The organism is Methylocaldum sp. GT1BB, assembly GCF_051027545.1.
Lineage (GTDB): Bacteria > Pseudomonadota > Gammaproteobacteria > Methylococcales > Methylococcaceae > Methylocaldum.
The window spans coordinates 5,178,392-5,191,904 of record NZ_CP194902.1; the positions used below are offsets into that span (position 1 = coordinate 5,178,392).

Genomic DNA, 13,513 nt, shown 5'->3' on the forward strand with positions numbered 1-13,513 from the left:
ACTAAAAATCGATACACCGTCCGTCCTTTTCCCAATCTCCGTAGCGGGTAGGCTCTGGGCGCTCTGCGTCCTTGCGCGGAGCAGCTTGCGATTCGGATTTTGTCGCTTGCCCATTCTCCAATTCTTGATCGCTGTTTGAGGACTTGAGTTCCTCAGTCATGACACAACTCCTCCGAAGCCTGTTTTATGGCTTTTATACCTTGGCAGGGAAGTGATCACAAGCCGTTCGCGACACTCTTCGCGGCTGGCGTCCGAAAATATTATCAGTAAGGAATCTTTCGCGAGAGGTTTTGTCGAACTTTTACAAACTTTCGACCGGTGGAATAAATACGGTCGAAGAAAGGTACATATTTCGTCAATACGTATATGTACGCAACGTTATGAGCCAGTCAGGGCAGATGCTTTGTCGATGGCGAATATTTGGAGAAATGTCATGAACTGGGATCAAGTCAAAGGAAACTGGAAACAAGTCAAAGGCACGATTAAAGCTCAATGGGGTCGGTTGACCGACGATGAGCTCGACGAGATTAATGGCGAAAGAGAAAAACTGATAGGCAAGATTCAGGAAAGATACGGGATAGCCCGTGAAGAAGCGGAAAGGCAAGTAGAAGGTATGAAGATGTAAATCGAATACTTGGCTAGCTGACGGTAACGCCGTTTTTCCACGCTCCCCGAGCGCCACCAATCAGGGATGCACCGTCAGCTAGCGCGTCGACTACTTGAATAGAATAAGTGGGGCATTGCCGCTTTTAAGGTAGTTACCTTTTGCTGATAAATTGAAGATATAACTCAAGCCATTTCGGTATCTTCTTGCGTCAATATATTCTAATCACGCAATTTTCATAAGGAGATTGACATGGAAAAAGCCGTATTTTGTGTCGCCAAGACGAGAGAACAAGCCGAGTTGATTATCGATCGTTTGAGGTCCTCGGGATTTTCAAACAACGATATCTCCGTCCTTTTTCCCGATAAGTCCACGACCAAAGATTTCGCCCACGAGCAGCACACCAAGGCGCCGGAGGGAGCTACCGCCGGAGGAGTCGCAGGCATGGGCGTGGGTGCCGTGCTCGGTTGGCTTGCAGAAATCGGCACTATTGCAATACCTGGTGTCGGCCCCTTTATCGCTGCCGGACCTATCGCGGCGGCACTGACTGGCGCAGCTATCGGCGGAGCAACCGGAGGAATCATCGGAGCTCTGGTCGGCATGGGAATTCCGGAGTACGAAGCCAAACGTTACGAGGGCAAGATCAAGAGCGGGAACATTCTGATTTCCGTGCATACCACTGACAGCCACCAAAGGTCCAAAGCCAAAGAGATTTTCGAACAGGCTAATGCGGAAGACATCGCAGTGAGCGGAGAAGCGAGCGTCACCTAACCAGCGGACAACTTCGCTTCGGAGCAAACATCAGGAGACGTATATGCCATGGGACGAATCCAAACTTAATACCCTATTGCGAGACGAAATATCCGCCGTCGAAACCTATCAACAGGCTCTGGATAAATTGCGCAATGAGCCGCAGGTTGGAGAAGTGCAGCAGATTTCTTCGATTTGCGAAGATCATCGAGACTCCGCCAACAAGCTCAGGGAGCGGATCATTCAGTCCGGAGGCAAACCCACGGAGGACTCCGGAGCCTGGGGAACCTGGTCCAAAATGGTCATGGGCGGCGCCAAATTATTGGGTGATAAGGCGGCTCTCACCGCCCTCCGCCAAGGAGAGGAAAACGGTATTCAGGATTATCAGGAAGCCCTGCTGGATGCGGATATTCCGGCCGATGTCCGAAACTTGATTCAAACCACGCTGTTGCCGAGACAACAGCAACACCTCAACGTTCTGAACAGGCTCATCGGGACCACCTGATCCTGTTGCGGCGCGGCCGCAGAGAGCCGATAGAGAGGGAATCTCGCTGCGGCGCTCTGTCCACCGCGCCTCGTTTGTTTCGGCGATTTATACCGATCTTCGAGTCGGTGCCCGGCTGGAATGAGAGGACGTTTCCATGCGATTGAATATTGCCGACTCCGTGATCGTCATTACCGGAGCGTCCAGCGGCATCGGCAGAGCGACGGCGATGAAGGTCGCCGAACAGCATGGAACGGTCGTGCTGGCGGCCCGCCAAGCGGACGTATTGCACGAAGTGGTGCGGGAATGCGAGCAAATCGGCGGACGCGCGTTGGCGGTAAGGACCGACGTCACCGACGAAGAGCAAGTCAGGCAATTGGCGCGCCGTGCCATCGAGACTTACGGGCGAATCGACGTGTGGGTCAACGATGCCGCCGTTACCATGCTGTCCCGGTTCGAGGACGCGCCTGCGGATGCATTTAGACGCGTCATCGAAACCAACTTCTTCGGTTATGTTCACGGTGCACGGGCGGTTCTGCCCTATTTCCACAAGCAAGGATACGGTGTATTGGTCAACGTGGCGTCGGTAGTGGGGAAAGTGGCGGCGCCGTATGCCAGCGCGTATGTCGCCAGCAAGTTCGCCATCACCGGATTCTCGGAAAGCTTGCGCATGGAGCTTCGCGATACGCCCGACATTCACGTGTGCACCATTCTGCCTGCAACCATCGATACCCCGTTGTTCCAACATGCCGCCAACTACTCCGGAAAAGCGGTTCAGGCGATGCCGCCGGTTTATGCGCCCGAAGACGTAGCGGAGGCGATCTTGGAGACGATTCGCCATCCGAAGAGGGAGGTCACCGTGGGCAACGCGGGGCGCATGATCGCCATGTGGAATCTTGCGCCGCCGCTGGCGGAACGGATGGTGGCAAGAAAGGTGGAGCGACGTCACTTTCAAGACCGGCCCGGACCGGATTCGCCCGGAAACCTTTTCGAACCCATGCCCGAATTCGACACCGTGCGCGGCGGCTGGCTGGAACCCCATCAACAACGCTATCGAAAGACGGCCTGGACTGCGGGCACCTTGGCCCTGCTCGCCGGTCTTGGCGCGGCGCTTTACCTGAACTCCTCCAGACGCTCGACGCCACGAACTGCCGAAGCCGGCAACGTTCTACCGAATCCCGATAAATAGCCTGAACCTCTCCCGGAGGCGGGGTCTCATTCGGAAATAGATGTCCGCACGTACGAGCCATCGTTACCTCGACATCAGGGATATTCAATCCCTATCAATGGTCTTAAACCTATATCAAGACTCGGTATCGAGGCGGGCCTCGGTTTAACCATCATTGGAGATCGGCAACTTAGCTTTGTATTTTTAGTCTTTTTCCCAACTTGTTGTAGACAAGAGACAAAACAACAGGCCGCCTGTTGTTCATAAGGGCAATATATTCGTTCTTATACTATTCCATATCACCCTTCAAGTACGTATTCGCCAGCCGCTTTAGACCATCTTCTTAAAAACATTCATAACCTGGTCTTATTTACCTTCTCACAGATCGTCAAGGTATTTAGATCGATTTGCCAAAAGGAATATACCAGCAGTTCTAGTTTATCGGAAAACCATGATTTTTAACTAAGAATACGAATTAATACGACTGTTTTTTCCTGGTATCTCGAAGAATAATTTGTCAATTATCAACCATCAGAAGGCGAGGTGATGTCATGGCTAACGTAGATACTGATTTAGATAGCACCAAACCTGCCTCCTCGACTCAGTCCGGTACTGGAATGGGTACCACAGGCAGCGCGGAAATGCGTTCGTCGGATATTAAGACCGAAGCCAAGGAAGTAGCCGGCGAAATCAAGCACGAAATGCAACGGCTGAAGGAAGAAGCCAAGCAAAGAGGTGAATCATTGTTCAGGGGTCAGCGCAACGCCGCGGCCTCGGAAGTCGGCGGCATGGCGGAAGCCTTGCATCGAACCGCTCAACAGTTGAACGAGCGGGAACAAGGTACGACCGCCCGCTATGTCGATCGTGCGGCGGGAGCTCTCGACAGAATGGTCGATACCATTCGCGAAGGAGATCTTCGCACCATGATGAGAAAGACGGAGGACTTCGCCCGCCGAAATCCGGGGGTCTTCTTCGGTGGAAGCGTACTCGTGGGTTTCATGCTTTCACGATTTCTCAAGAGCTCGGCAGAACGGAGAGAAACCGAGCCGGCGTATGGCTCCACGGAGCGCGTGGGAACCGAAACCCGATATACCCACTGAGGTTTCCGATTCCAAAAGGGCTACATATCCGACACGCGAAACATCCGGCGTCAAAGGCGCCGGCACAACCATTTATGAGAGGAGTGCTGTCATGCAACCAGATGAAGTTACAGGCAAGAAGGATTCTTCGCTTGCCGGACTCCTAACGGACTTTACGCGGGAGTTGTCGACTCTCGTCCGTCAAGAGGGACAATTGATGAAGGCGGAGCTTTCCGAGAAAGTGTCGGAAGCAGGTGCCGGGGTCGGCTCGCTGACGGTGGGCGGTGCGATCGTGTTTGCAGGGTTTTTGACTCTCTTGCTCGCAGCGGTCGCCGCCCTCAACGACATCATGGGAGCCGTCGCTGTCGACAACCCGTGGCTGTCGCCGCTGATCGTCGGATCGATCGTTCTCATCATCGGCTTGGTATTGCTGCAAAAAGGCCGCAGCAATCTCAAGGCGAAAAACTTGATGCCAAAGAAGTCCGGCGAGTCACTCCGCAGAGATTCGGAAGTTTTGCGTGAGCATATCAAGTAACTCGTCATCGTTAAGAAAAGAGAACCGCTCGGACGAGCGAGGAACCATATGCCTACCCTAATCGGAAATGAGGAATCCTTCATCGAAACGCTCTGCAATTTGATCGAGCTCGACTTCGATGCCGTCGCCGCATACGAAGCCGCCATTAAAAGGATCGACGATGGTGCCGTCGGTGATCGGCTCGGTGAATTCATGAGCGATCACCAGCGCCATATCCAGGAACTGAGTCGCATCGTACGCGATCTTGGCCAAATGCCGCCTACCGAGGCCGACTTCAAAGCCGTTTTGACGCAAGGCAAGGTCATCATCGGCAACATTGCCGGCGATAAAGGCATTCTCCAGGCCATGAAATCCAATGAGGACGACACCAACCAGGCGTACAGCCAGGCACTCCAGCGGACCGATATCTTGCCTCAAGCCCGTCCGCTGCTGGAGCGCAATCTGGCGGACGAACGGAGGCACCGGGCCTGGATCGAAGAGCGATTGACACTGATGTGACCGTATTTCGATGGCGATTAATGGGTAGTCCGACTGTTTTGAGGACATCCTATCAGCATAGTTCTAAAGAGCGTCCCCCCAGGCTACGACTGGGACGGGTGCTCTCTAGCAAGCATAGTGGAGAATGTTATGGCTACATATGACGAGACCAGAAGTCCCGAACAAATCGAAACCGATATCGAACGGACACGAAGCCAGATGGCGGAGACTCTGGACACGATTCAAGAGCGATTTTCGCCCGGACAGCTCCTGGATCAAGCCTTGAACTATCTGGACGAGAAGCAGATAAACGAAAATTTGCGACGGTTCGGCACCAGTGCCGGGACTGTCGTCAAGGAAAATCCGATTCCGATGACTCTGCTCGGCGCCGGGCTCGCTTGGCTGGCGCTGTCGGGCCGAACCAAAGGCAAAGGCGGCCGATCCGTTTCTGGGCTCATGAAGCCTTCTCACGGCATGGAAAGTCTGCATAGCAGCCATGGCGAGATAGAACGGTCCGTTTCCCACGGCATGGGCGGAACCAAGGGCGAAGGCGCCATGAGCGAAAAGCTTGGACACGCCAAAGGCAGAGTATCGGAGACCGTCGGCCATGTCCGGGAAACGCTCGGCGAAAAGGCGAGCCATGTTCGGCACTCCGTCGGCGACACCATGAGCAGCGTCCGCGAAAAAGCCGGAGAAGTCTCTCACAGAGCGCAGGATCAGGCGGTACGACTCGGCCATGCGGCCCAAGACCAGTATCAGCACATCGTTCAGGAACAACCCTTGGTCCTGGGCGTGTTGGGGATCGCCATCGGAGCGGCGCTCGGTGCCGCCGTGCCCCGCACACGCATGGAAGACGAAATGATGGGAGAGACGAGAGACCGATTGGCGCGTCAAGCTCGCGAAACCGGCCGGGAAATCATGCATGAGGGCGCCGTCGAAGCCGAACGCGAACCGGCTACCGCCGGCCCGATGCACGAGGGTCCGACCGAAGCCGAGAGCAGCCCGATTACGGCTGGCTCGAGTTCGGGCGAAATACTTCATGGCATGGAAAGCGGCGAAACCGGCATCGGCACCGGTGGAACTACGGTGGGAGGCACCACGGCCGGCGGTACGACCACCGAAGGTATGGGCGGAGTTACACGAGCCACGGGAGGTGAGGCAGCCGCCGCCGAATCCATGAAAGGCGTGCCACCGATGGGCGAGCGCCGCGGAGGCGTAAGCGACCGCCGCAAGGGATTCTTGGCCGAGACGATCGGAAACGTCACGCGAGTACCGCCTGCCGGAGAGCGGCGGCACGGCATGCCCGATCGCCGGATGTCCGGCTCCATGAGCCGAGGACCCGGCTACGAGTCTCCGAACACGCCGTAAGCGACGGTCCTCAAGCCGGTTAACCGTTGGAAAAACGCCATGGCGCGCTCGACGCGTCATGGCGAATTCGCATAAAAAGCGACGACGGAGCGCGCCATGAACGACGGCGTCGAGATTGCACAGTCGATGCCGTCTCCGCGCCGGAAATCGCTTTTCCCGAATCAGTCAGGGAGGTCTTCCCAATGCCCACATCGACTGACGCTTCCGCTTACAACGACCGAGGCCGCTCGGCAGTGCGTCCTTGGGATATCCCGCTCGCAGGCTGGCGGGACATTGCCTACCGTGTCAAGAACGAGGTCGTCCACGACAATATTTCGATCGTCGCGGCCGGCGTAGCGTTCTATGCCCTGCTGGCGATCTTCCCCGCCTTGGCGGCAATGATCGGCCTGTACGGTCTGGTCGCCGATCCCGCCGACGTTCAGAAAGAGATCGAAGCGCTGGCGAACATCGTCCCTGCGGAGGCCCATGCGCTGCTGAGCCGGCAGTTGAACGACATCGCCAGTCATGCCAACACAGCGCTGAGCTTAAGTGTCCTCATCGGTTTAGCGGTGGCGATCTGGAGCGCTACAAAGGGCATCACCTCCCTGATCACCGCGCTGAACATCGTCTACAACGAGCAGGAGAAAAGGAGCTTCTTGAAATTGAACGGCTTGGCTCTAGCCTTCACCTTCGGCGGAATCCTCTTCGCCCTGGTCGCCATGGGCCTCATTGCCGGCTTGCCTGCTTTTCTGAGCTTTACCGGCCTCCGCGGATTTCTGTCATTCCTGTTTTCTCTCCTGCGTTGGCCGCTTCTGGCGCTGGCTTTCATCTTCGGTTTGGCCGTCGTCTACCATTACGGCCCTTGCCGCAATGCGCCCCGCTGGCAATGGATCAGCCCCGGTGCCGTGCTGGCGGTAGTGTTGTGGCTGATCGGTTCGGGGCTGTTTTCTTTTTATGTGTCCAATTTCGGAAACTACAACGAAACCTACGGTTCGGTCGGCGCCATCGTCATTCTGCTCACTTGGTTTTACCTCACGGCTTACGTGGTGCTCCTGGGCGCCGAGCTCAACGCCGAAATGGAGCATCAAACCAAGGAGGACACCACCATAGGCGAACCCGAGCCTTTGGGCGAACGTCGTGCATACGTGGCCGACACCATCGGCAAAGCCTATGGGGACAAAGGAAGGGACAACACGGACGATTCGAGGCAACATCCGAGACGATGAGGCCTGCATTCGCAGCGGCGACTCACGTCCGGTCAATCACTGGAGCGCAGGAAAACGGTATGAACAAACAGGTACGAGATGTTATGACCAAGGGCGCCGAGTGCATCGGCGAGCACGAAACCATCATCGAAGCCGCGAAGCGAATGGAACTGCTCGACATCGGCTCACTCCCTATTTGCGGCGACGACAAGCGCCTCAAGGGCATGCTGACGGACCGCGACATCGTGGTGAAGGTTCTGGCCGCAGATCGGGATCCTTCAACGACTACCGCGGGCGAAGTCGCTCAGGGCACTCCCGTCATGGTCTATGCCAGCGACTCCATCGACGATGCGCTGCGCAAGATGATCGATCATAAAGTCAGGCGCTTGCCGGTCATCGAGGAGCACAAGCTGGTCGGCGTCGTGAGCCAAGGCGACTTGGCCACGAGCATAGACACCTCCAAGGTAGGGGACTTGGTCAGGGCGATTTCCGCCGCGCCCTAAAGCGACCCGTCGAAGCACGGAGGGCGATGCCGTTGGATTCAAGGTCGGTATCGCCGGATCGATAGCAAACGGACCTCGAGTCGCCCCGTTCCCGACATTGCAGTCGGCAAAGGATTGCCGACCTACGAACTCAGGCAATCACTCCGGGTAGGTCGGGAATCCTTTCCCGACATCACGGATTGCTCGGCAAACGATGGCCGACCGACGACCACTCGGTTCGGCCTGCCTTTTGAATAGGCGGGACGTTTTCCAGTGCATGGCGCGAGACCGGCGTGAAGACCGCATTAACTCAACCGGCGCGAACATTCCCTCCCAATAAGGTCAGCACTTCGCCCGTCACGTAACTCGAATCCGCCTCGGACGCGAAATACACGTAAGCCGGCGATATTTCCTCAGGCTGGGCCGGTCGCTGAAACTTGGTCTGCATGCCGAATTTGGCGACTTTTTCGGCCGGCTGATCGGCGGGATTCAGAGGCGTCCAAACCGGCCCCGGAGCGACGCAGTTCACCCGGATACGCGATTCCGCCAGATTCTGCGCCAGCGACTTGGTGAAAGCGATGATCGCGCCTTTGGTCGCCGAGTAATCCAGAAGTCCGGCATTGCCTTCCAGACCGGTGATCGATCCCGTGTTGATGATGGCATCGCCGCCCTTGAGGTGAGGCAGCGCCGCCTTGGTCATATGGAAATAACCGTAGATGTTGGTCTTGAACGTCAGATCCCACTGCTCCTCGGAAATCTCGGCGAGGCTGTCGCAGTGTTTCTGATAGGCTGCGTTATTCACCAGAATGTTCAGTTTGCCGAACGACTGAACGGTTCTTTCCACCGCCTGTCGGCAAAACAACGAGTTCTTGATGTCGCCGCAAATGACGAGAGCCTTACGCCCTTCCGCTTCGACCGCCTGCTTGGTTTCCTCGGCGTCCGAATGCGCCTCGTGATAAACGATGGCGACATCCGCTCCCTCCCGAGCGAACAGCACGGCGACGGACCGGCCTATTCCCGAATCTCCCCCCGTCACCAGCGCGACCTTGTCCTTGAGCTTGCCCGCTCCTTTGTAGAGCGGCGCCGAATATCTCGGCCGGGGCTCCAGCTCGGATTCCAGCTCCGGCCGCTCCAGATGTTGTTCCGGAAACGGCGGTTTCGGTTCTTGCAACTCGCCCGTCATACGCTTGCTCCTTTGCCTGATATCGGCCCGTGTTCGCCCGGACTCAAACCGAGAACATCAACCTCAAATGTAAATATTCGACTCCGAGCGTCGCTTGTTTATCCGGCATTTCGGCGAAGACCGTCGATAGATCATGGCGATAGATATCCCGGTGACGAAACGCACGACCGATAGACACTGCCGCTACCGAAGTCGAGCATCAACTTAGATGTCATTGAACTTTTGACAAACAGCACGGACCAAAATATCAGTAGCCGGTAATACGCCTGGGACATGGATAGTTTTAAGCTTTCAGCAGGGAAGGGTCATCCGCAAGCTTTCAGTTACCCAGTCAAACCATAAACAGACCGCAAGGAATGCGACGCCTTTTGCTGCCCAATTAAGCAACTGCTGCGGTGGGTTTATCCGCTGCCGAACAGTATCGAGCACAGCCGTGTGCTACCGGAATGGACAACGACGCATAAGGCAAATCCGCAAAACGGTCCGCTGATCCCGAAGTCGGCAGGTCATTCGTCCAAGAACGTCAAGGATGCACTCTAAAAGCGGAGATCATGGATATGACAGAGAGTGGAAGGAAACACGTTGTCGTGACCGGCGGAGCCGGGTTTCTGGGAACGAATCTCTGCCGCTGGTTGCTTATGCAAGGTCATGCGGTCACCTGCATCGACAACTTTCGAACCGGAGGCGAGGAGATTCTCCTCGGACTCAAGGACCTGGGTGCTTTGGAAATCATCAATCAGGACATTACCCTGCCGCTGCACGTCGAAAACGTAGACGAAATCTATAACCTCGCCTGCTCCGCCTCGCCGGTCCACTATCAGGCCGATCCGGTCCACACCTTGAAGACCTGCGTGCAGGGCTCGTTCAATCTCCTGGAAATGGCCCGTTACTCGAAAGCCAAGATATTCCAGGCGTCGACCAGCGAAGTTTACGGCGATCCGGAAACCCATCCTCAACATGAAGCTTATCGCGGCTCGGTCAACCCCGTGGGGCCGCGGGCCTGTTACGACGAGGGCAAACGCTGCGCCGAAACCTTGTTTCTCAACTATTACCGGCAGCACACGGTGCGCGTCAAAGTCGGCCGCATCTTCAATACCTATGGACCCTATATGCGGCTCAACGACGGCCGCGTGGTTCCGAACCTGATCGGGCAAGCGCTCCGGAACCGTCCGCTGACCATCTATGGCGACGGCAACCAGACGCGTTCCTTCTGCTATGTCGACGACTTGATCGAGGCGATGCAGCGCTTCATGGCGACGTCCGACGATGTGCCGGGCCCTCTCAATCTGGGCAACCCGGCCGAAATCACCATGCTCGAACTGGCCGACACTATCATCGATCTGACCGGCTCGCGTTCGAAAATCACCTTCCGGCCGCTGCCGGTGGACGATCCCATCCGGCGCTGTCCGGACATCAGCCACGCCCGCGAAAAACTCGGCTGGACGCCATCCACGTCTCTCGTCGACGGCTTAAAACGCACCATAGACTATTTCGAGAGCACCTTGACGGCGAAGGGACATACGTCCTCGAAAGCCATGACCGGAAGCTGATTCCGTTCCGGCCCCCGGCCGGCGATACGGGTTCGTAGGTCGGCAATCCTTTGCCGACAACACGTCTCGACGACACCGGAGCATCACCGAAACGATGGATCGACAGGAGTGACCATGGAAAGGATCTTGATTACCGGAGGAGCAGGGTTCATCGGCTCGCACCTTGCCGATGGGTTGATCGACCAAGGCTACCGGGTCCGGGTGCTCGACACTCTCAGCGAGCAAGTCCACGGCGATAACCGACAGCCGCCGCAATACCTCAATCCCGCGGTCGAATTCATGCACGGCGACGTGTGCGATGCCGGCGCAGTCCGAGAGGCGCTACGGAACGTGGACGCCGTGTTCCACTTTGCCGCCGCGGTCGGTGTGGGCCAAAGCATGTATCAGATCGAGCGATACACCGACATCAATAACCGCGGCACCGCCGTGCTGCTGCAATCTCTGATCGAACAACCGGTGAAAAAGCTGGCCGTGGCGTCCAGTATGAGCGTTTACGGCGAAGGACTTTACCGGACCACCAGTGGTCAGACCTGCGCCCCCCCGGAACGGCCGCTGACGCAGCTTCAGCACGGCCAGTGGGAACTGACCGACAACAACGGCGATCCGCTGCAACCCCTGCCCACGCCGGAATCGAAGACGACCTCGCCCGCATCGGTCTACGCCTTGTCGAAATACGACCAGGAGCGTTTATGCCTGCTGGTCGGCCAAGCCTACAACATTCCGGCCGTCGCGCTCCGCTTCTTCAACGTTTACGGGACCCGGCAGGCCTTGTCCAACCCTTACACCGGCGTGCTCGCCATCTTCGCCTCGCGTTATCTCAACGGCAACAGCCCGTCGATCTTCGAGGACGGCGAACAAAGACGCGATTTCGTGAATATCCGGGACGTGGTGCAGGCCTGTGTGCTCGCGCTCGAGCGCGACGAGGCCGCCGGTCGGGCACTCAATGTCGGCAGCGGCCGCAGCTATACGGTGCGCGAGATTGCCGAGCAGATGGGTCGGTTGCTCGGCAGGGAAGAGATTCGGCCGGTAATCACCGAGCAATACCGGGTCGGCGATATCCGCCACTGCTTCGCCGATATCGGCGAGGCCCAAAACATCCTCGGCTATCGCCCCCGTATCGAGCTGGAAGACGGCATGGCCGAACTGGCGGAATGGCTGCAAACCCAGCCCGCTTTCGACCGGTTCGAGGCGGCGAACGAGGAACTTTCGCAGCGGGGACTGCGGCTATGAACGACAAGCACCAAACGTTGAATCCGAAACAAGGTTTTACCGGAAACGACCTGAGGCCGGTGCTGATCACCGGCGGAGCGGGGTTCGTCGGGACCAATCTCGCGGATCGTCTGCTCGACGACGGCATTCCGGTGCTGATCTTCGACAATCTGGGCCGGCCGGGCGTCGAGCGCAATCTCGAGTGGCTCCGCTCCACCCATGGTAACCGGGTCCAGGTCGACATCGCCGATATCCGGGATTTTCACGCGGTCCGGAACGCCGTGCACCGGGCCCGGCAGGTATTCCACTTCGCCGCGCAGGTGGCGGTCACCACCAGCATCGAAAATCCGGCCGCCGATTTCGAGGTAAACCTCCGCGGCACGCTCAACATACTCGAAGGCTTGCGCTCGGCCTCGAATCCGCCGCCGCTGGTTTACACCTCGACCAACAAGGTGTACGGCGATCTCGGCGATCTCGGCGTACGCCGCCAGGGCGATCGCTATATGCCGCGCGACGAGGAAACCGCCCGAAACGGTGTCGGCGAAGACCGGCCCCTGGATTTTCATAGCCCCTATGGATGCTCGAAAGGCGGAGCCGACCAATACGTCCTCGACTATGCGCGCAGCTACGGGCTGCCTACGGCCGTGTTCCGCATGAGCTGCATCTACGGGCCGCACCAGTACGGCACCGAGGATCAGGGCTGGGTGGCTCACTTTCTGATTCGAGCCTTGCAGGATCGGCCGATTACCATCTACGGCGATGGCCTTCAGGTCCGGGATGTGCTGTTCGTCGAAGACTTGGTAAGAGCCTTGCGGCTCGCCGGAGACAACATCGGCCGGCTGCGCGGACAGGCCTTCAATGTCGGCGGCGGACCGGCCAGGACGACCAGCCTGATCGAACTGGTGGACCTCATCGAGGAACTGCACGGCCGCCGGCCTGAGCTGGCATTCGCGCCGTGGCGCACCGGCGATCAGAAGTACTACGTCTCCGACATCCGAAAGCTGGACCGCGCCATCGGCTGGCGACCGGAAACCGCCGTGCGCGACGGGGTGGCGGCGACATACGAATGGTTACTAATGTACTCGGACCAAAAGACGCGGTACAACCCCGGCAAGACAGCGGCAGTGCGGTCGAAGGGACTAAAAGGAAGCTTTGATTACGAATGGCCGGGAAAGTAAAGCCACAAACACTCCCTCTCCCTCTGGGAAAAATCGGCAGGGCGAGGCGCAACGCGACGAGCGGGCAGGCCTGGGATGGGCTGCCCCGGACTCGCGAGCGAAGCGGGACAGCGTAGCGTGGCGAGGCCGATTTGCACGCGCGAGCTCCGCTTGCGGCTCCGCATAGGGAATGTGCGGAGTGATTGGGCTAGGGTGCGGGTGAGTTGAATAGGGCTTAACTTTACGCAACTTTATTTACGCGCAGTAAATCTCTGTTCGGAGT

At 57.5% G+C, this 13,513-nt stretch carries 15 protein-coding genes; 13 read left to right on the forward strand and 2 right to left on the reverse strand.

Annotation, left to right across the window (positions count from 1 at the left end; all coding sequences use genetic code 11):
* Position 1: 1 nt before the first annotated feature.
* On the reverse strand, positions 2-160 hold the full coding sequence (locus ACR2TX_RS24210; protein WP_077729371.1) for a DUF1674 domain-containing protein: 159 nt from the start codon (positions 158-160) through the stop codon (positions 2-4).
* A gap of 273 nt (positions 161-433) precedes the next feature.
* Here ACR2TX_RS24210 and ACR2TX_RS24215 point away from each other — a divergent pair, with 273 nt between their 5' ends.
* The 10 genes from ACR2TX_RS24215 (at position 434) to ACR2TX_RS24260 (ending at position 8,152) form a co-directional block, all read left to right on the forward strand.
* Positions 434-625 carry a CsbD family protein gene (locus ACR2TX_RS24215; protein ID WP_077729369.1) on the forward strand — a complete coding sequence of 64 codons (192 nt, stop codon included), beginning with the start codon at positions 434-436 and terminating at the stop codon, positions 623-625.
* A 231-nt stretch (positions 626-856) separates the two neighbouring features.
* On the forward strand, positions 857-1,375 hold the full coding sequence (locus ACR2TX_RS24220) for a hypothetical protein (protein ID WP_077729368.1): 519 nt from the start codon (positions 857-859) through the stop codon (positions 1,373-1,375).
* A 43-nt stretch (positions 1,376-1,418) separates the two neighbouring features.
* Positions 1,419-1,859 (forward strand): DUF2383 domain-containing protein, encoded by a 441-nt coding sequence (locus tag ACR2TX_RS24225; RefSeq protein ID WP_077729367.1) that lies wholly within the window; start codon positions 1,419-1,421, stop codon positions 1,857-1,859.
* Between the two features lie 136 nt (positions 1,860-1,995).
* Positions 1,996-3,027, forward strand: coding sequence for an SDR family oxidoreductase (locus ACR2TX_RS24230; protein ID WP_077729366.1), 1,032 nt, complete (start codon positions 1,996-1,998; stop codon positions 3,025-3,027).
* A gap of 620 nt (positions 3,028-3,647) precedes the next feature.
* On the forward strand, positions 3,648-4,106 hold the full coding sequence (locus ACR2TX_RS24235; RefSeq protein ID WP_086134271.1) for a hypothetical protein: 459 nt from the start codon (positions 3,648-3,650) through the stop codon (positions 4,104-4,106).
* 91 nt (positions 4,107-4,197) lie between these two features.
* Complete coding sequence (locus ACR2TX_RS24240) at positions 4,198-4,620, forward strand: phage holin family protein (protein WP_077729363.1); 423 nt, start codon at positions 4,198-4,200, stop codon at positions 4,618-4,620.
* Between the two features lie 48 nt (positions 4,621-4,668).
* Complete coding sequence (locus tag ACR2TX_RS24245) at positions 4,669-5,118, forward strand: DUF2383 domain-containing protein (RefSeq protein ID WP_077729361.1); 450 nt, start codon at positions 4,669-4,671, stop codon at positions 5,116-5,118.
* A gap of 129 nt (positions 5,119-5,247) precedes the next feature.
* Positions 5,248-6,465: a DUF3618 domain-containing protein gene (locus ACR2TX_RS24250; protein WP_077729359.1), complete on the forward strand. Its 1,218-nt coding sequence runs from the start codon at positions 5,248-5,250 to the stop codon at positions 6,463-6,465.
* 182 nt (positions 6,466-6,647) lie between these two features.
* Entirely contained in the window at positions 6,648-7,670 is a 1,023-nt protein-coding gene (locus ACR2TX_RS24255; RefSeq protein WP_434130863.1) for a YihY/virulence factor BrkB family protein, read from the forward strand.
* Between the two features lie 59 nt (positions 7,671-7,729).
* Positions 7,730-8,152, forward strand: coding sequence for a CBS domain-containing protein (locus ACR2TX_RS24260; protein WP_434130865.1), 423 nt, complete (start codon positions 7,730-7,732; stop codon positions 8,150-8,152).
* A 289-nt stretch (positions 8,153-8,441) separates the two neighbouring features.
* Here the strand turns inward: ACR2TX_RS24260 and ACR2TX_RS24265 are convergent, their stop codons facing one another.
* A complete protein-coding gene (locus tag ACR2TX_RS24265) occupies positions 8,442-9,314 on the reverse strand; it encodes an SDR family oxidoreductase (protein ID WP_077729355.1) in 873 nt (290 codons plus the stop codon).
* A 557-nt stretch (positions 9,315-9,871) separates the two neighbouring features.
* Here ACR2TX_RS24265 and ACR2TX_RS24270 point away from each other — a divergent pair.
* From ACR2TX_RS24270 to ACR2TX_RS24280, 3 genes are all read left to right on the forward strand, one after another.
* On the forward strand, positions 9,872-10,864 hold the full coding sequence (locus tag ACR2TX_RS24270; RefSeq protein WP_077729354.1) for a UDP-glucuronic acid decarboxylase family protein: 993 nt from the start codon (positions 9,872-9,874) through the stop codon (positions 10,862-10,864).
* A gap of 114 nt (positions 10,865-10,978) precedes the next feature.
* The gene (locus ACR2TX_RS24275) at positions 10,979-12,094 is read left to right on the forward strand and encodes an NAD-dependent epimerase/dehydratase family protein (protein WP_434130868.1); all 1,116 of its coding nucleotides are present in this window, start codon (positions 10,979-10,981) and stop codon (positions 12,092-12,094) included.
* Positions 12,091-13,251 carry an NAD-dependent epimerase/dehydratase family protein gene (locus ACR2TX_RS24280; protein ID WP_434130870.1) on the forward strand — a complete coding sequence of 387 codons (1,161 nt, stop codon included), beginning with the start codon at positions 12,091-12,093 and terminating at the stop codon, positions 13,249-13,251. The genes ACR2TX_RS24275 and ACR2TX_RS24280 overlap by 4 nt, the downstream gene beginning before the upstream one ends.
* Positions 13,252-13,513 lie beyond the last annotated feature (262 nt).